The following is a 19,374-nucleotide window of genomic DNA, read 5'->3' as shown; positions in this document are numbered from 1 at the left end:
CCCCTATTTCCGTAGGGTGCGTCAGACCAGAAAATGCCGATAAAAACCGATAATTGTAGGCTGACGCACCATCAGACTCTGGTTTTGGGGGCGGGTTAATGAAGCTGACTGGTGCCAAGTCTAATTAACTCCCGAACCCGCCCCTACATGATATCGCCCTCTCCCAGGGGTAGAGGGAGGAATAATTATCAATTATCTATTGTCCATTATGGGGTGGTGGCTATCAGTCCTAGGTGATGTTATTATTAATAGACTACTCCTAGGCTGATCACTAAAGAAGGAGCGGGGTGTTGATATTTGGGCTCTGAAGTAGACAGATTTTATGAACTTATCTCTGCAAAAAAAAGTCTTGTTTGGCTTTGTGGTTTCTTCTGTTTTACTACTGATAGTTACTTACAGTGGCTATCACACTTCTAAGCAATTGGCTAATCTGAAAGAATGGGAAATACATACTAAGCAAGTATTAAGATTTTTGGAGGAAATTTCGACAGATTTATCAGATGCAGAAACCGGTCAAAGGGGTTTTTTGCTAACCCTAGAACCAGAATATTTAGAACCTTATAATCAGGCAGTTAAAGAGATTGATCAAGATTTATCCGTTCTCATATCTTTGACCAGAGATAATCCGACTCAGCAAAAACATCTTGATGATTTATCCACATTAATTTCCCAAAAATTAGAGGAACTTCAAATGACAATTGAACTGGCTAAATCTGGGAATACTCAAACAGCAATTGAATTGGTTAAAACCCATCATGGCAAAAATTTAATGAATGAAATCAGGCAGATTTTAGATACTATGAAAGATGAGGAAGAAAGATTGTTTGAGATTCGGTCAGATGCTACGGATGAATTAATTAAAAATACTTTCTTGGTCTTCGGTATAGGAATAGTTTTTGATTTAGGATTACTGTCCGCTCTTTATTTGGTAATATATCGGGAAATTCATCATAAACAAATCGCTCAACAACAGTTAATTTCCTTAAACAAAGCTGCTTTTAGATTTGTGCCACAAGAGTTAATTAAAATTTTAAATAAAGATAGTATAATCGATGTTAATTTGGGGGACTATACCGAACAAGAAATGTCTATAATGTTTTCAGATATTCGTGACTTTACATCCATAAGTGAACGGATTTCTCCCCAAGATAATTTTAATTTAATTAATGCTTATCTTTCCCGTATGGCACCATTAATTAATGAACATTATGGATTTATTGATAAATATATTGGTGATGGTATTATGGCGCTTTTTGGTCGGAGTCCAGATGATGCTGTACAAGCTGCTATTTCTATGTTATCAAGTTTAAAGGAATATAATAAACTGCGAAATGAGTCTGGCTATATTCCCCTAAAAATAGGCATAGGAATTAATACGGGAAAATTGATATTAGGAACAGTAGGATACCATAATCATATCGAAGGTACTGTGATTAGTGATGCTGTTAATTTGGCTTCCCGAATTGAGCAACTAACTAAAGTTTATCGAGTTCCTTTATTGATATCAGAGTCTACATTTGTGAAGCTCAAACATCCCCATAACTATGGGATTCGTTTGGTTGATAAAGTTCAGGTTAAAGGGAGGTCAGAAATTGTGAAAGTTTACGAGGTTTTTAATCATGATTTCTTCCCGGAATTATCAGCCAAACTATCTAATTTATCAGTATTTTCGGAAGGGGTTTCACTCTATCATCAGCAAAATTTTCAGGAGGCTTTTAAGGCTTTTCAAGACTGTTATCATCAAAATCCCAATGATTCGGTTGTCCAAGTTTATTTGCGGCGTTTAAAAGGTGATTTATTAAGGTGAAATAATTTTCATCATAAGATTACCACTTTTTTGGAAATGGTAGGGGACTGATTGAATTTCGACAGCATATTTTAAAGCTGTTAATTGCTGAATTAATCTTGGTAAAAATCTGGGAGTATCTCCCCCAATACTAACTAGGGGAAACAGAAGAACCATACTGGCTACCCGGCATAATTCTAGAATAGCATCTCGATGGAACTGTTGGGAAAGTCGATCGCTATAGGAAAAGAGAAAATGAGCCGATAAAGCTCGGTCAAACTGACGGTCAGCAAAAGGCAAATGCGGCAGTTCTGCGTCGATATAACGCCCGGTTTGTCGTCCTTGGGCAAAATCCGCCAAAAACTCATTCATCGCTTCTTGGCGGACCTGTGCGAGGTGTTCTGGGGATTTTATTTGATGCCAGATGTAGTCTTCCCGGTTAGCTTCTACCTGTTGGATAACCATAGGCAAAACCAATTGAATGCGATCGCTAATTTGGGCAGAGGAAAACCGATAAAGAGGGTCACAGGAAGCCACAGAATAACCCCGACGGGTCATCACCGCATTAAAACTCGCCGGACCCCCAGCACAGTCCAAATAAGAGTAGTGCAAATCATCCTCACTCAGAGCAAACATTTGCAAATACTCATCAAAACTGCGTCCCCAAGGAATCACTTGATCAACCGTAAATCCCATAATTTTGCCTAGTTCCCAAAACTCCTAAATCATGACACCCCAAACACCCACCTTGTCGCATTTCCGATAGTTAGAGAATCGTCGGGCGTGGCGGTAGTGCTTGGGAAAATGCCACAAAAAAACAGGGGTGAGGCTGAGAAATTACAGATCACCCCTGTCAGATAATCTAGGCAACGTTTTCGTTACTTTCGTTGGCCACCCGTTCCTTAAAGGCTTTCCCAGCTGAGAAAGCTGGAACAGTAGTAGCAGGAATAGTCATCGGTTGTCCAGTGCTAGGGTTACGGCCCTCACGAGCCTTGCGGTGGCGAGCCTCAAAAGAACCAAAGCCCACCAGAGTGACCTTTTCCCCATCAGCTACAGCATCCATGATGCACTCACAGATAGCCGAAATAATCGCATCTGCTTGTTTTTTGGTAACACCCGCCTTGATAGATGTTTCCTGAACCAACTGCTCTTTATTCATCGAAATACCTCCAGAATCATTTTCAGTGGGTGATTTTGCCCTAATTATGGCTGTTCTAACACAGACTTATCAGAGATTGACAAGTATATACCTTAAAATTCTCTGTAGTTTCACCCAGAAGGCACTAGAGAATGGTTTTTTCGTTGCACTGAGCCGAAAACACTACCATCAGGTTTAGCCGGTAGGTCTTCGGCACAGATTGGCATTTCCACGGTCAGGATACAGCATACAACAGCATTAAGGGCAATTTTAACCATCACCCCAGGCGAGATTACTCAATTCCCTCAATGCGGTCTTCAACCTCTTGGTATAACTCCCGGAGGCGATCGAGATTTTCTTCGCTAGTTTCCCAATAGCCCCGGCCATTAACCTCCAGCAGAGTTGTCACCATTTTACGGAAAGAGTGGGGGTTAAGATTCATCAGACGTTGCTGCATGGCCTCGTCCTTGATAAAGGTTTCGTTAGTTTCCTCATAAACCCAATTATCCACAGCCCCAGCGGTGGCACTCCATCCCATTGTATTAACCAGACGCTTAGACAACTCTCGCACACCCTCATAACCATGAGAAAGCATCCCCTCATACCATTTAGGGTTGAGCATCTTCGTCCGTGCGTCTAGGCGCACAGTTTCCGAGAGAGTCCGCACTTGAGCGTTAGCGGTAGTTGTATCGGCGATATAGGAAGCCGGTTGTTTCCCGTCTTTACGCAAGCTGGCGATGGTTTTGGTGGGGTCAGAGTCGAAATAGTGGGAAACGTCAGTTAAGCTAATTTCCGAAGAATCCAAGTTTTGGAATGTGGCATCAGCAGTTTTTAGGGAAGCCTCAAACATCTGACGGTTATCACCCATCATCCCCGGATTATCGGAATTAAAGGCAAAAGACTTGCGGTTTAAATACATTTCCTGCAATTCTGCCTCACTTTCCCAGGTGCTATTTTCCACAGCCAGGTTAACATTAGCGGCATAGGAACCGGAAGCATTAGAGAAAACACGGGTAGCAGCCTGTCGGAGGTTGATACCTAGCTCGGCGGCTTGTTGTAGGGCGTGTTTGCGAACAAAGTTCATTTCCAGGGGTTCATCGGCTTCGGCGGCCATTTTAATGGCTTTATCGAGCAGATTCATTTGGTTGATGAACAGGTCGCGGAACACTCCCGAACAGTTAATCACTACGTCAATGCGAGGGCGGCCCAATTCTTCAAGGGGGATTAACTCCAACTTGTTGACGCGACCCAAAGCATCGGGAACTGGTTTAGCCCCGACCATCCACATAACCTGGGCTAAGGATTCGCCATAGGTTTTGATATTATCAGTTCCCCAGAGAACAACTGCAATGGTTTCTGGGTACTGACCGCCGTTTTCCATTTTTTGCCGCTCTAGGAGTCGGTCTACGACGATTTGAGCGGATTTAACTGCGGCTACGGTGGGGATAGACTGAGGGTCGAGGGCGTGCATATTCTTCCCAGTGGGGAGAACGTCGGGATTGCGAATGGGGTCGCCGCCAGGTCCGGGAAGGATATATTCCCCTTCCAAAGCGCGCAGCAAGGCTCCTAATTCGTTATCGGCGCAAACCTGTTTTAAGCAAAATTCCAGATACTCAAACAGGGGTTTCATGGGTTCGGGGTCGATCTGGGTGTAGCCTAAGTCGTGTAAGGCTTGTAACCAGGGTTCTTTTTTACCCATGTTAAAGAAGTTGAGTTGGGAGATTTTGGAAACTCGGCCCTCTGCGTCGGTTTGCTCTTGAACTAAAGCAGCGATCGCCGCACGGGTAGCATTTGTGATGTGCTGCAACAGGTCAACGTCGGCGAGAATGCCTTGGTTACTGTTGCGGTAGAGTTCCTCAATATCCCGATTGATGCTATTGGCGATAATCCGAGGTAAACTGACGATCCCTTCTTCTTCGCGGTCTAAGCTGGCAATATTGACCAAGGTGGCGATCGCCTCTTCAGCGCTCGGAGGCTTACCAATAACGTGCAACCCACAAGGAAGCAGGCGAGACTCAATTTCCATCAGTTTCCGGTAAACCTGTCCCACCACATTATCGCGTTCTTCCTGGGTCAGTTCGCCTGGGTCTTGTTCCGGGAGAGCCACATCCTGATCCAAGTTCACCATACGGGATTTTTCGATAATGGTGCTGACAATTTGCACACCGCGACCACTATCTTTAAGAGTTTGGTAAGACCCAATCAACTCGTTAAGTTCCTGCAAACCCTTATAGAGTCCCGCATTTTCCGCCGCCGGAGTCAGATAAGAGATAGTTTCCGCATAGCTACGGCGTTTAGCAATAGTCGCCTCACTGGGGTTATTAGCAGCGTAATAGTACAGGTTAGGAATAGTACCAATCAGGTTATCCGGGTAACATTCCCCAGACATTCCCATCTGTTTTCCAGGCATAAATTCTAGGGAACCGTGGGTCCCAAAGTGCAGCACAGCATCCGCGCCCCATACCTGTTCTAGGTAGGTGTAGTAAGCCGCGAAACCGTGGTGAGGACTCGCAGACCGGGAGAACAGCAAACGCATGGGGTCCCCTTCATAGCCGAAGGTCGGTTGTACCCCGATAAACAGATTTCCGAAGGATTTTCCGTAAACTAACAGATTCTCCCCATCCGTGTTCAGGTGTCCCGGAGGTGGTCCCCAGTTTTCGTGCAGACGTTCCGAGTAGGGAGTCAATCGCTCATATTGTTCTACCGACATTTTATAGGCGATATTCAGTTCTGGGCTTTGATATTGAGCAGTAGCATCATGGATGACCTGCTGCATTAAAGCACTGGGAGACTCTGGGATTTCGGGGATATCATAACCGTTATTTTTTAAGGCTCTCATCACCTCATAGATAGAACCGAATACGTCCAAATAGGCGGCGGTTCCGACGTTCCCTTTATCGGGGGGGAAACTGAAAATGGTAATGGCGACTTTTTTATCAAGTTTTGGTTTTTTCCGCAGGTTAGCCCATTTCAGCGCCCGCTGACAGATGGCTTCGATGCGGTCTTGGAGGGCGATCGCCTTTCCGGTGGCTCCGTCCCTTCCCGACACAATAATTGGCTCAATAGCCCCATCCAATTCCGGGATAGCAATTTGTAGGGCGACTTGGATCGGATGTAACCCTAGTTCGCTTTCTTCCCATTCTTCCGTAGTTTGGAATACCAGGGGTAGGGCTACCATATAGGGACGGTTGAGCCGTTTTAGGGAGTCGATCGCTTTCGGGTGGTCTTGGCGAGCCGGACCTCCCACCAACGCGAACCCCGTCAGGGAAACCACGATATCAACCAGAGGTTGAGCCGGAATGCCTTTGGGTGGCGTATCCCAGAAGTAGGTATCTACAGGCTTGGAAAAGTCCAGACCTCCCGCAAATACTGCCACCACTCGCGCCCCCATAGCTTCCAGTTCCTGCACCATAGCCACATAATGGGCATCATCTCCCGTGACTAGGTGGGTACGTTGCAGCACCAAGCCTACACAGGGTGCTAGGGGGTCTTTAGTGTCATCGGGGATATCTTCGCGCCCGTTATACCAATTCAGATAGTCATTGACATCCTCGAACATTTTGGGAGCCAGGGGATGCCAAATTCCCATATCGGGATAGGTGACAGGTTCGGCAAAGTGCAGTTTTTCTTGGCCCTTAAAAACATATTTCTCTGCCAACATGAGCAGGAAGTTTTCCAGGTTTTCTGGAGAACCACCCAGCCAATATTGGAAACTCAGCATAAAGTTCCGCGCGTCCTGAGCCTTATCAATAGGCATATATTTCAGGACTTTGGGGAGGGTTTGCAGAAGTTTCAGCATTCCGTCCTGGAAGGAGGAACCGGATTTTTCCTTCCGTTTTTTCATGAACTGGGCGATCGCACTTTTGCTCTGTCCCAGTTGTGCCATGGAGAAGCTGCCCATTTTGTTCAGGCGCATTACCTGTGGCATGGAAGGGAACACCACCGCCACATCCAAGCGATCGCGGTAGGGAGTTACCGCTTCCACTACTTTATCAGCTAAATCTTCGATAAAGATTAATGAGGCGATGAAAACATTGGCCTCGGCTAGGTCTTTTTTCAGGTTTTCGTAATTTTCCGGGTCCCGCAGTTCCTCGATCAGATAACCACTGATCTCGATCGCCAAGTTCGGGTTTTTTTCATTTATAGCCCGCACTGCTGCTGACAAAGCGCTCTGGTACTGGGCCTCTAGCACGATATAGACGACTTTTAAACGTGATCGTCCGTTGAGGGAATCAGGTTTAATGTGTCTAACGGTAGGCTTGACGTAGGTAAACATATTTAGTGTTCGTTCCTCGGTGTTCTGCTCTAAAGCTGTCTGGATAGGTAGACTATTGTGGATCAGCGATCGATCCCGTCAACATTTGGCAACGTCCTACATGGGATGCCGTCCCGCTAGGAGACAACCCTGATGACTTCACCATTGAGTATTATTACCAGAAAATGAGCCAAAGTGGTTAGTGGAAGCCACTTTTTGACACAATTCGACAAAATTTTGGCCAATCTTTGCAACAAAAATTTATAAATTGCCCAGTTAACAGTCTTGATTATATACACAAGTGTTAAATTTTATGATCTAGGATAAAGTTTTCTATATAAAGTTTGACACCTCTTATGACTGTACCAAGAACTATTTGTCTGGGCTTCTTAGCAGTAATTGCGATCGGCACATTCTTATTATGGATGGATGATACCATTTATCACAGTAGTTTTGGCAATCCTATTACCGCACTATTTCTCGCCACTTCTGCCGTCTGTGTCACGGGTTTATCAGTTGTTGATGTTAGCAATTTTTATTCCTTTTGGGGGCATTTTTGTTTACTTAGCTTAGTGGAAATTGGAGCCTTGGGCTACATGACCGCCAACACCATGCTTCTGCTATTAATTGGCAGAAAATTTGGACTCCGAGATAAATTAGCACTCCAAAAATCTTTGGATACCGCCGGAATCGCTGGAGTCATGCCACTGCTCAGATCTATTATAGCGACCATGGCCTTATTTCAAATTGCCGGAGTTATCTTATTAATGATGGTTTTTCTTCCGGATTATGGCTTAAAAAATAGTCTGTGGCTGGCTATATTTCATAGTGTAAATGGCTTTAATAATGCCGGATTTAGCTTATTGGAAGAGAGCTTAGTTGATTATGTATCCTCTCCCATCGTCAATATAACAATGAGTATTTTAATTATTTTTGGTGGTTTAGGATATCAAGTAATCATGGAACTTTTTTTGTGGATTAAAACTACATTAAATAAAGAACCAATGCGTCGGGATTTTTCTCTACACTTTAAAGTCGTCACCAGTACCACTATAATTCTGCTATTTTCCGGGTCTTTCCTCTTTTTTATCACCGAATTTAATAATCCTCAAACCTTGCAGAGTTTAACCATATTTGGCAAAATGCAAGCAGCCTGGTTTCAATCTGTCACCAGCAGAACCGCTGGATTTAACACCATATCTATAGGAGATATGACATATTCATCAATTTTGATTACTATGATCCTAATGTTTATTGGTGCTAGTCCAGGAAGTACAGGAGGCGGCTTAAAAACCACTACATCAAGAATATTGGTAAACTGCACAAAAGCAGCCCTACAAGGTCGAGATGAAGTCTTATGTTATCAGCGCAAAATTCCCTCCCCTTTGATTTTAAAAGCCGTCGGAGTTTTGGTCGGTTCCATTACTGTGGTTTGTGTAGCCACATTATTAATTGTGATTATGCAACCAGAATTAGGATTTGGTAGCATCTTTTTTGAAATTGTCTCAGCCTTTGGAACCGTAGGTCTGTCTACTGGCATCACTGGAGATTTTTCCATGCTGAGTCGATTAATTATTATTGCCACCATGTATATTGGTCGGGTGGGAGTATTATTGCTAATGTCTGCGGTTTTGGGCGATCCTCAACCCTCATCAATTGATTATCCAGAAGAAAACCTATTGGTGGGTTAACTATTGATTCTCTACCAGGTAAACTATAGAAATGGTAAAATAAAAAGATTATTCTTTCCATAGGATTGTTAGTAAATCATGAATCTTTCATCTCTTAACTTTTTTCGGAATTTACGCGCCGAAAAACAACAATTTGCAGTCATTGGCTTGGGTCGCTTTGGACAGGCGGTTTGTTCGACTCTCAATGCTTCAGGTTATGAAGTTCTCGCGGTTGATAATGATGAAAAAAGGGTCAATGCGGCTTTAACCGATCGCATTGCTACCCATGCTTTACTATTAGACTCAACCGAAATGTCAGCCTTGCGAGAGGCGGGAATATTTGAACTAGACACCGTAATTGTCGCCGTCGGGAGTTTCCTGGCTGAAAGTATTACCACCACCCTTAACCTCAAAGAAGCCGGGGTGGCGAATGTGGTAGCTAAGGCTTCCTCGGAAACCCATGTTAAATTGTTAAAAAAAGTGGGTGCAGATTTAGTTGTGTTCCCCGAAAGACAAATGGGACAGGAGTTGGCGCGACTACTGACTAAGCCTAGACTGGTGGATCAGTTTGAACTAGACCCGGATCATAGTATTGTAGAAATGGTGGTTCCTGATGATTTTGATGGTAAAACGATCGCTCAATTAGAACTCCGTAGCAAATACGGTTTGAACCTCTTGGCTATACGCAGTGAAAATCAAACACTAGAAATAAATCCCCTACCCAACAAACGTTTAAAGAAGGGGACTATTATGGTGGTTTTGGGGTCAAACCAGGATATTAACCGACTTCCAGTTTAAGGGAATTATTCCTTACCAGGATTGGACTGGGGAATGATTTTCCCTAAACTCAGATCATCTAAATCAATTCCCTGAGACCCTCGTTGCTCTAATTGATCTAATACACGGGTGAACTGAAACCATACCGAACCCGCCATCATTATGGTGACGGGAACGGATAAGGCGTAAGCCACACGGCTAGAAATTGCAAATATCTGCAAACAGGAAGCTAAGAAAACACAGATCCCTACTGCGGAAGCTAAATAGGGGGCGAGCATCCTAAATCCCCGTAATTGGGCGATCGCACGACTAGATTTATTAACTTTCCAGTCCTTTACCAGTTGCTTGAGGGTCGCCACAAAGGGAATACAGCAGATAATACCAACCCATAAGCCAGCAGCTAACAGAAAATATGGCGGATCGTACATTATGATAATTCCATCGAATTGCTTGATATAGCAATCCTAAATGATTTGTCACCCAATAGGCGATCGATTTGTCAACCGCATACACCACACCAATCAACACCCCAGAACTCATCATTACTGAGAACTTCAGAGTCTGGGATGTTTGACCAAATATGCAAAAACCTAAGCCTCAACCGGAGACTTAGGAATTGCTGGCTTGAGCAGATAGCATCTGTTTTAGCTTTTCTAATTCATTCGCCCAGCGAGGGTCAGGCTGAATGGACTCGGGGTTACTACTAGAATTGGCGTTAGAAGACCCTTGTTGATTCCGATTAGATTTTTTCTTCTTACCACCACCACTTTTTGTGGGTGCAGAAGTTGGGCTAGAAGTGGGAGACTGGTTAACAGCACCAGGCGTAGCTGTAGCTGTAGCCGTAGCCGTAGCCGTAGCCGTAGCACCATCAGAACCACGACCCTCTTCAGACTCTGGTTTGTTTTTCTTACGAGGTTGCGCCCTTTCAATTTTTAGCGCATTGTCCCCGAACATAAAGCCGTTGTACTTCTCAACGATTTGATCTGCTAAATCATCACTTTGGACGGTGACAAACCCGAAACCACGACATTTTCCAGTCTTGCGATCGGTTATTACTTTAGCCGAAATCGTGTCGCCTTCCTCTGCAAATACAGCTTGCAATTCTTTGCGATCGAGTTCTTTGGGTAAATTACCAACATACAATCTAACGGACATTAGTGATACCTCCAGTAGGAAAAATTTGATATTTGAGTTGAAAAATCCTGTTGAGTTCAGACCACGTTAATAAATCATCATGATTAAACTCAGCCTTGACTTGACTTAAAAGACAAATTGGTGTTACTTCCAGCCTTAACTCATTGAGTATGATCATTGGCTTCAATATATAAATGAGTTTCTTGGCTGGCTGGGATTAGCAGCCTCAAATATCCAAAAGATTGAGATTGATTTGAACGGTCGAGTGAGATTTGAGTCATGCTTCAAAAATATCTGCTATAGCTGTTCCTATCACTTTTGTCAATAGGTTTTAAGTTTAGGGTTTCTATAGCTACGATCGCAGTAACTAATGTCAAAGGAATTCAACTTCAAACCTGTTAAATGCTTCTTTAAGTTTAGTATGTTTTGGCGAAACAAAATCACAAATTTTATGGAACGACTAACTTGTTTGGCAACCTTTGCAGTCAGATCACTGCCGCAACTGATGATCTACATAGACTTTTGCCATTGCTAAGACCACAGTAGTAGCAGACCATCTTTCAACATATCACAGATATCGCCTATGTTCACGATGTTAACAAATGTAACACTGTTTGGGACAAAATGCAAACTTGAGATATTAGAAATTCTAATGTTAATTGTATTTAAAGTCTACCGCTGGAAATGATACTAGCTCCCCAAAAGGCTAGTGATCCGGCTAGAATGACTGACCACAAGGGATGTCCGCCATAGATACGGCGACGATCTGCCAGATTTTCCAGTTTTTCTATATCAATCCAGGGAGTAGCCCCCCGTCGCCACCATCCAGTTATTTTAACGGAATTACCAATTAAGTCGGTGGGATGGATAGATTTGGGCCAGAAGTTAGCCACAGGTGTCCACTGGGGGATATAGTGGAGGGGAACTATACCGGTGGCGGTTTTTAACAGGAGCTGTTGACCCATGATATTACTAATTCCCGACCGTCCGATTAACTGACCTTCTATACAAATGGGTTTGTTGTCGATGGGGATACTGTCGGGATTACAGTATAAATCGCGGAGATTGGGATTGTGAATGATGGCGGCGGGTTTAATGTCTGGGAAAAAGTGATTATTTCTCCAAAATATACCTAAACTGATACCAATGGGAACACAACCCCACAAAATAGCCCTATCCCCAAATAACCATTCTAGTTGCCAAATCCCTAGCTTGCCGAAAATTGCCCCGAATAGCCAGATTAGCAACCCGATCGCTAATCCGATCGCTAATCCTAAATAAGGGGCGGCTTGCATTAAAAGTTTAGCGCGATCGCCTCGGGAATCAGACACGGGCTTAACTTCGAGGTTTAACTGAGTTTCTATTTGCCAAAATTTGCCATAACTGTTGAGAATCAGTAGGCGATCGCCTAATAGGGGATGAGAATTGCTCATCTGTAACCAGTAGCGATCGGGATTTCTCAGATCCCATGTTAATAGGGATTCAATGTCGCCGCCGTGGTTAAGCCCGATAAGTTGACTCTGGGGGGAAGCCACTAATATACTACCGAGAGTCATCCCCTGGGTAGGTGCGATCGGGGTTAATAAGTCAAACCCTTCTAATAAAAAGGTAGTATTGTCTAACTGGGGTGATGTCTGCGAGATACCAATAGCCATTTTTAGCAGCGCCCTGGTTAAGCCATTGGGATTTCCGGTTAAATTACAACAGATGCGATCGCTATAATAAACCCGCCGCCTCGAAATCCACAAAGCTGGAAACCGAAGAATCTGATAAACTCCATAAGCCAATACGGAAACCGGGAAAGCTATCACCCGCAGAATGTAGGTGGCTGGTTTTAATATAGATAGGGCTACATCAGGAATTAATGGGGGTTCCGACCTAACTCGCTGAAAACACCATTGCGCGCCGATAGCCGAATATTGATAAATCAAGTAGGGAATTTGCACTAATAGGGTAATAAACGACATCACCATAAAATCCCAATTTCCCACACTGGCGATTTCTCTGGCGTAAATGGTAGCTATTTCGTCAGGGGTTAGGGTATCGAGTAAACCCTGGCTAACCACAATCCGCACAAATCTTGGCCAGCATCCTAATGTCATGGCGATCGGGGTAGCCGTTGGTAACACTCGCAGCGCCGGAAATTTCCAATTTTGCGCTTTACAGTAGTTTTGTAGGACGCGACCTGCTTCTGGAGACAATGATAATAATTTCGTCCGGGGGAGGGTTTGTTGACCGTAACAGATTTTTAGCAAGCCGTCCCATAGCCAGGGGGAGACTATAAATAATAGTCCTAAAGTCCAGTACAGCCATTGGTTAGGATTGCGGTATAGCCATTGAATGGGTCGGACAACGGGTAGGGAGATCAGGATATTATTGGCGTTTCTGAACAAAAATTCCACGAGGCGAGGACTTATCCACAGCAGGATAAATACGGTTAGGAATTGTTCGATCCTCAATCTGGTGAGTTTGAGTTTCCCTATTTTCCGCCACTTGGTCGCCCTTTCGGCTTCTTTCCATTGATAGGAATGTGAAACTGTCTCAGGTTGGGTGGGGGGGGTAAAGGTTTGCACTTCCTCTGGGGGACTCTCTGGGACAGAATTGCTAATTACTTGGGGCTGTTGTTTCGGGGGTTGATCTGATTTGACCTCAATTGGGGGCGCCTTTAATGGGGGGGTGGGTTTAGGTTTAGGTTTCGGGGTGGTTGATTGAACTTTGGGCGGTTGTAAGTTGGGGTCGAAGGGAACAAATCCTGTCTCTACTGTAGGGGGGACTGAGGGGTTAGGCTGGCGACTTTGGAGTTGCTGGAGTTGATTACTAGCCCAAGTTCTAATTTTTTCTGGGGTCTCTAGTGTGAGGGTTTGACATAAGGAAATAGCGCGATCGCTTTGTCCGCTGCGATCGTATGCTTTCACCAAGCCAATTTGGGCTTTTAATCCTGCTTTGGTATGGGGTTGAGAGTCGGCGATGGGTTCTAAAAGTGCGATCGCCTGTTGATATTGTTTCTGTTTAATCGCTGCTAACCCCAACTCTAGGGAATTTAAGTCGGGGTTTAGTTCTTCCTTACTGCGATCGGTAGATGACATCAGCCTATCCTCAATCAGCCTCCCCTTTAGAGTATCCCAATTTACAACATCTGTGGCGGATCAATTCCCTGCTGCTTCAATAACTCTATCAATCGTTCATAGCGTTGACGTTCCTCTTGTAACTCAATTTCCGTCTGTTGCGCTTTTATGCGTTCCTGTTCATAGCGTTGACGTTCCTGTTGTAACTCAAGTTCAGCTTGTTGAGCCCTTTCACGTTCCTGCTGTCGTAACTTATCTAATTCCACTGGTGTTAAAAATTTATCCCCATCTGGCCGATAAATTTCTAGCCCAGTTTCTGTTAATTCAAACCTAATTTGTAACCGAGGACTAACCCAACCTTTCATGTTTTCAATCGATTCTAGCCAATCTTCTGACCTTAAAAAGCCAGTTATCTCTTGTGACTGAGGGTCATATAGATAATATTCGTCTACGCCATAGCGTTGATAAAATAGTAGTTTTTCCGCCATTTTTTTCGAGGTATTTCCCGGCGAAAGAATTTCAAATACTACCTGTGGCGCGATATTATCCTCTTCCCATTGTCGATATGAGCCTCTATCCCCCTTGGGACGACCACAAGCTACCATAACATCTGGCGCAGTACGGATTTTATTATTTCCTTCCACTGGATACCACAGTAAATCACCCGCCACAAAGATATTTTCATCCCCGGAAAACAATATTTCCAGGTTTTCTTTGATAATCACAATCCAGCGAAATTGTTGCGTGTTATCAGACATGGGTTGACCGTCACTTTCAGGATAAATAACTGTCGGTTGGGTTTCGGGTATAACTTGTTGTACCATAATCGATTATTCCCAGATATTCGCGACTTCCTAAGATTGTAGCATTTTGGGTGACTACTATACTTGGGATATTAATAAATCTTCCCAAACTTGATGATTGGGGTAGTCAATTATCAGTAAAAACCGTAACATCAATATTGGGATGGTCGTCAAAGAGTCTAGGGATTCTAGTGTTAGATATAGGTGATACTCTGGGAGGGGCGATACTACTGCGTAGTGGCTGGGCGATGATGGGCGATCGCTCACTGATGATACACCCGAAATTATATTCAGGCTGATGGTATCTTGTATTAATCTGGCACTCCCATATTAGAATAATGTCAAGCTAGGGGTCGTTTATGGGATATAAACAGAAATCAACCACCCAAACAAATCCGTGAAAATATCCTTAAATTACCTCAGCTACTCACGTTAAACTGATAAAATAGATGATGTCTTGGCAACGTCCCGATGGTAGAGAGCGCGACCAACTGCGCCCGGTGCAGTTTGAGCTAGATTATACTCAATTTGCGGCTGCTTCAGTCCTAGCAAAATCCGGTAATACTCAAGTGCTTTGTACGGTAACAATTCAACCGGGAGTACCCCGATTTTTGCAGGATACCGGAAAAGGTTGGTTAACCGCAGAATATCGGATGCTTCCGGGGGCGACTCCCCAACGTCAACCCCGGGAATTGATGAAACTATCGGGTAGAACCCAGGAAATTCAACGCTTGATTGGTCGCAGTTTGCGCGCGGCGGTAGATTTACAGGCTATGGGGGAAATCACTGTTACGGTAGATGCTGATGTGTTACAGGCGGACGCAGGAACCCGCACCACGTCGATTAATGGGGGGTTTGTCGCCCTGGCTCATGCCTTTAATAAAATGGTAAAACGGGGAGAGTTAAAGCGATCGCCTATTATTCATCAGATCGCCGCCATTTCTGTGGGAATGATGCACGGGGAAGCCTTACTTGATCTCAATTACCAGGAAGACGTAGCAGCCGATATCGATTTTAATGTGGTGATGCGGGATGACCTGGGAATTATTGAACTTCAGGGAACAGCAGAAGCAGAAAGTTTGAACCGAAATCAGTTAAACCAAATCTTAGACTATGCCGAAAAAGGCATTACAGAACTCTGTCAATTACAAAGGCAGGTTTTAGGGCTAACTGATTAATTAAATGATTAATCATCAAAGCTGATTTAGGGGCGGGTTATCCTGCGAATTAATTATCCCCACAGCCCCATTAATAAACCCGTCCCGACTCACCTGATGAATCTAAATAAATATTCCCAAACCATTGTGAACCCTGGCAGCCGTATCAGGAGTGCGGTTAAGTAAATGCCCACCCAGCACCAAACTGGTAGAACTGCCACCATCCAAATTTATAGCATCGATCGCCCCTAATTGCTGCATCAATTTTGCCATTTCTGTTAAACTAGGTCCCGCCCCATTCACCCGGTTATGAACAGTCACCATAAGCAGTTCTCCGGTCGCTGTGACACCCACAGCACTGCGGATAGCCAACTGTTGACCAAACCAATAATTAAACCCTTCCGCCTCTGCATTAACCACAATATTGCGATTTTGCACCAACAGAGGTCCGCCACCCATAATATTCGGAAAATCTATAAACTCAGGGGGAGTAGTTGCGGCGGTAATTGTTAACCGAGAACCGACCCCAAAAGCACTAACAGCACTCCGAAAAGAACGGAAAACCAGCAGATAACCATTAGTGGGGATAGCTGTGGGAGTTTGATCATCAGGTAGTTCAATTTGTCGAGTTACTTGGTCTCCGGAAACTACCACGACAATTTCATTGAGAGTTAGAGGTAAATAATTCGCCCCCCATTCGGAAGTATAACGAGCAATTCCTGCCTTGACATATCCAGTATTTAGCAGGTCTACCTCAAAGCGTTGTCCGGTAGAAGTTACAATAGTTTCTACTAACTTTAATCGCCCCATTCGCACCCTTCCTGTATTATCCCAAGCCATAGCACCCCGATTAAGAATCGGCCCGGAAAACCACTTATTATCCTTACGAATAGCCCCTAAAGGCAATAAGTTATTACGGTTAAAATAGCCGCCATTAATACCGCCTAAACTTGACCAAGTTTGGGCAATGGACAATAAAGAGTTAGTCCCCCGCATCTGATTTTTTTCGGTCCATATCGCGGCGATTGACAACCCCGACCGAGGAGTTATGGTTAACCAAACTGCGGGGAATTTATCACCTTCTAAAGTTAAATATTGCTGTCGCGATCGCAGTCCTGGATAAACCGAAATACTGTGTTCTACTAAAGCATCTCGCCGCAGTTCAATTACCAGGCGATCGCGATTATTAAGGGTTTGGGTGCGGACTCTATACCCATCAGGTAAAGTTCCCTTAATGACTGTTTGAGTTGCTGAAATGCGAACGACAATGGGCGATGGTTTCTCAGAACTGCCGCTAGTTTCCCCCTCATTTTGTTGTTCTTGATTGCCAGATTTAGGGGGTGGGGTTGGAGTTTCGGGAAACCGAGCAGCTAGAGATTGATCAGCGATCGCATCTAACACGACTTCCCATTCCCGACTTTGTTCGTAAAGTTCCCAAGGGGTAGCTTTACTTAGTTGTATCTCAATCCGGCAAATATCCTGGTTTTCATTAACGGTAATATCGTCAATTTTAGTAGGTACGGAAAAGATGCGTAAAGTTTGGTTATCGATAACCATTTCCCAATTTCCCACGGGGGCGATATCGTCCAAATTTAGATATCGATATTCCCGATCTAGTTTAGTTTTGAGGCGGTAAGATTTGCCAATAGTTGAAAACCACTTGACGGGCTGAAGGTTGACATCATCAGTATTGAGTAACTCCATACCTAAAACCAATATCGCCCCCTTGTCGCTAACTCCCGTATAAGTGCAAATTCCCGAACTCCACTGACCCCAAGCCGCCCGCCAAGTCCGACCATTTACTGATAGGTGAGTCCCCCGCCGAATTACTCCAGGGTTAGCAAGTTCGACAATATGCGGGGAAGCTACTATAGGGTTTTGCTTGAGAAATACTCGCGCCTGGTAAATGCAAGCCGCCACTTCTCCCCTAGTAGCCGGACGGTTAGGGTTGAAAATATCAATGGTGGGGGCGTTTACTACTAAGCGGCTTTGGGTGGCTGTGGCGATCGCCTGTTGGGCGTAGTCGGGAATATTCCCCCCATCGTTATATATAGCAGCTAAAGACACAGATGCTCCCGCCTGCATCTGTAAGCCGGACACTAAAGCCAGTAAAACGTGCAACCGGGAAATATTCTGACCTGGAAGAAACCGACCATCAGGAAAACCACTGATAAATCCGGCTCTAAAGGTATTGCGGATGGCTTCAGCAGCCCAAAAATTGGCGGGAACATCTGTAAAGGGTATATAATCCCGCCGGGGTGCTAGGGAAAAGGCTGCTTGGATAATGGCGGCAAATTCCGCCCTGGTCATGGTTTGGTCGGGGCGAAAGGTTCTATCTTCAAAGCCACTGACAACCCCTTGGCGTTGCAGAGGTCTGATAAATGGATAAGCCCAGTGTTGGCTGATATCGGTGAATGAGGCGACTGTGTTGTTCATAAATATTGCGATCGCAAAGGTGAAACCTTAACCCAATATTCTAATTGTTTCACTACTCCGACTCCCCATAAAAAAAACGCCCACACTCATAAAGTGTGATGGGCGCTTGAATCAGGGTGCATCTACTATGATATGTAGTATAACCCCTGATGGGTGAAACCCTACACTGGCTTAACAAAACTTTACAATTGCCAATTTCTCCTATACCATAAATTATTGATTTTTTATTCAACGCCGCGTCGCCGCCTTTTTGCCCCAACCCCCTTGACAAATTTCTGGCGATCGCCTATTATTTATTATTGGTAACATGGCTATACGCTTGATTTTTTATTCAACGCCGCGTCGCCGCCTTTTTGCCCCAACCCCCTTGACAAATTTCTGGCGATCGCCTATTATGTCGTATGGCTAACATAGCTATACGCTTGATTTTTTATTCAACACAGTCCCATCAAGAAACCAAACTTCTCCGATTAACCCTGGGGTAACGCTGGCTTTATCAATGGTAGTTGGTCGGGTAGAAAATTATGAATTTTTACTTGTGAAAATTATCTGCTGTCCCTTCCTGCCCAGGTGTGCAGCCGTAGACTTGTCGTTTAAATTTCATCGGTTATAATGGTAGTAGAGGTAAATAAAATCTATAATCAACAGAGGTAAAGACCATGTTACAAACTCTTCATAAAACCCCAGTTAAAATCCCTCAACAGTCCCGGACTTTCAACGAGATTAGACCAGAACGCAGTCACACTAAAGCTCTCACCGAAAAAGGCAAACTCGTTGGCCATTGGCGCACTGATGACCAAGGAAAACTCTATTGTCAGTGGTTTCGGGAATGAGTGTTTCTGATTAGAGGGGGATTGACAAGTAATTTCAGGAGATTTCCGGAAATATTCTTCCAGTTATGGTAGTAATTAGGGGTCGAGAGAGATGTCACCATCTCCCCCTCCCATTCAAAACCGTGCTTGAGACTTTCACCTCATACGGCTCTAGTGGTGCTTCCACATCCAGATAATTGGCATAGACACGAAAAACTTCCTGATGTGACGCACGCGCAGACTGGTTATGGTCGAAAGAGAAGTCACCTTCCCCAACTCCAATTGGAAACCGTGCTTGCGAGTTTCCCAGCACACGGCTCCTGATGTAGATACCCTATTTG

General features: G+C 44.4%; 15 protein-coding genes. 5 read left to right on the top strand and 10 right to left on the bottom strand.

Annotation, left to right across the window (positions count from 1 at the left end):
- Positions 1–322: 322 nt before the first annotated feature.
- Complete coding sequence (locus tag P5674_RS11660; protein ID WP_014275029.1) at positions 323–1,807, top strand: CHASE3 domain-containing protein; 1,485 nt, start codon at positions 323–325, stop codon at positions 1,805–1,807.
- On the opposite strand, the gene P5674_RS11655 is transcribed toward P5674_RS11660, so the two are convergent.
- The 4 genes from P5674_RS11655 to P5674_RS11640 form a co-directional block, all read right to left on the bottom strand.
- Positions 1,799–2,482 carry a class I SAM-dependent methyltransferase gene (locus P5674_RS11655; RefSeq protein WP_006617833.1) on the bottom strand — a complete coding sequence of 228 codons (684 nt, stop codon included), beginning with the start codon at positions 2,480–2,482 and terminating at the stop codon, positions 1,799–1,801. The two genes, P5674_RS11660 and P5674_RS11655, sit on opposite strands and share 9 nt — an antisense overlap.
- Positions 2,483–2,648: 166 nt before the next feature.
- A complete protein-coding gene (locus P5674_RS11650; RefSeq protein WP_006617834.1) occupies positions 2,649–2,945 on the bottom strand; it encodes an HU family DNA-binding protein in 297 nt (98 codons plus the stop codon).
- Between the two features lie 110 nt (positions 2,946–3,055).
- Positions 3,056–3,202: a hypothetical protein gene (locus tag P5674_RS11645; RefSeq protein WP_157888684.1), complete on the bottom strand. Its 147-nt coding sequence runs from the start codon at positions 3,200–3,202 to the stop codon at positions 3,056–3,058.
- 14 nt (positions 3,203–3,216) lie between these two features.
- Positions 3,217–7,200: a magnesium chelatase subunit H gene (locus P5674_RS11640; RefSeq protein WP_006617835.1), complete on the bottom strand. Its 3,984-nt coding sequence runs from the start codon at positions 7,198–7,200 to the stop codon at positions 3,217–3,219.
- Positions 7,201–7,535: 335 nt separating this feature from the next.
- Between P5674_RS11640 and P5674_RS11635 the strand changes: the two genes are divergently transcribed.
- Positions 7,536–8,870: a TrkH family potassium uptake protein gene (locus tag P5674_RS11635; RefSeq protein WP_014275031.1), complete on the top strand. Its 1,335-nt coding sequence runs from the start codon at positions 7,536–7,538 to the stop codon at positions 8,868–8,870.
- A 78-nt stretch (positions 8,871–8,948) separates the two neighbouring features.
- A complete protein-coding gene (locus P5674_RS11630) occupies positions 8,949–9,647 on the top strand; it encodes a potassium channel family protein (RefSeq protein WP_006617837.1) in 699 nt (232 codons plus the stop codon).
- Positions 9,648–9,652: 5 nt separating this feature from the next.
- On the opposite strand, the gene P5674_RS11625 is transcribed toward P5674_RS11630, so the two are convergent.
- From P5674_RS11625 to P5674_RS11605, 5 genes are all read right to left on the bottom strand, one after another.
- Positions 9,653–10,054 carry a hypothetical protein gene (locus P5674_RS11625; protein ID WP_006617838.1) on the bottom strand — a complete coding sequence of 134 codons (402 nt, stop codon included), beginning with the start codon at positions 10,052–10,054 and terminating at the stop codon, positions 9,653–9,655.
- Positions 10,055–10,235: 181 nt separating this feature from the next.
- Positions 10,236–10,781 (bottom strand): RNA recognition motif domain-containing protein, encoded by a 546-nt coding sequence (locus tag P5674_RS11620; protein ID WP_006617839.1) that lies wholly within the window; start codon positions 10,779–10,781, stop codon positions 10,236–10,238.
- Positions 10,771–10,938, bottom strand: a complete 168-nt coding sequence (locus P5674_RS11615; protein WP_014275032.1) for a hypothetical protein — start codon at positions 10,936–10,938, stop codon at positions 10,771–10,773. The genes P5674_RS11620 and P5674_RS11615 overlap by 11 nt, the downstream gene beginning before the upstream one ends.
- A 487-nt stretch (positions 10,939–11,425) precedes the next feature.
- On the bottom strand, positions 11,426–13,846 hold the full coding sequence (locus P5674_RS11610; RefSeq protein ID WP_014275033.1) for a zinc metalloprotease HtpX: 2,421 nt from the start codon (positions 13,844–13,846) through the stop codon (positions 11,426–11,428).
- 41 nt (positions 13,847–13,887) lie between these two features.
- Positions 13,888–14,649: a Uma2 family endonuclease gene (locus tag P5674_RS11605; RefSeq protein WP_006616503.1), complete on the bottom strand. Its 762-nt coding sequence runs from the start codon at positions 14,647–14,649 to the stop codon at positions 13,888–13,890.
- Between the two features lie 428 nt (positions 14,650–15,077).
- Between P5674_RS11605 and rph the strand changes: the two genes are divergently transcribed.
- The gene (rph, locus tag P5674_RS11600) at positions 15,078–15,806 is read left to right on the top strand and encodes a ribonuclease PH (protein WP_006616504.1); all 729 of its coding nucleotides are present in this window, start codon (positions 15,078–15,080) and stop codon (positions 15,804–15,806) included.
- Between the two features lie 102 nt (positions 15,807–15,908).
- Here rph and P5674_RS11595 read toward each other — a convergent pair whose 3' ends face one another.
- Positions 15,909–18,221: a phosphodiester glycosidase family protein gene (locus P5674_RS11595; RefSeq protein WP_014275035.1), complete on the bottom strand. Its 2,313-nt coding sequence runs from the start codon at positions 18,219–18,221 to the stop codon at positions 15,909–15,911.
- A 659-nt stretch (positions 18,222–18,880) separates the two neighbouring features.
- Here P5674_RS11595 and P5674_RS11590 point away from each other — a divergent pair.
- Positions 18,881–19,054, top strand: coding sequence for a hypothetical protein (locus tag P5674_RS11590; RefSeq protein WP_006620936.1), 174 nt, complete (start codon positions 18,881–18,883; stop codon positions 19,052–19,054).
- The last annotated feature ends 320 nt before the right edge of the window (positions 19,055–19,374 follow it).

The sequence above is a fragment of the Limnospira sp. PMC 289.06 genome (genome assembly GCF_032350395.1).
GTDB lineage: Bacteria > Cyanobacteriota > Cyanobacteriia > Cyanobacteriales > Microcoleaceae > Limnospira > Limnospira platensis.
The sequence above is the reverse complement of the archived record's forward strand: the minus strand, read 5'-3'. Positions and strand labels throughout refer to the sequence as shown.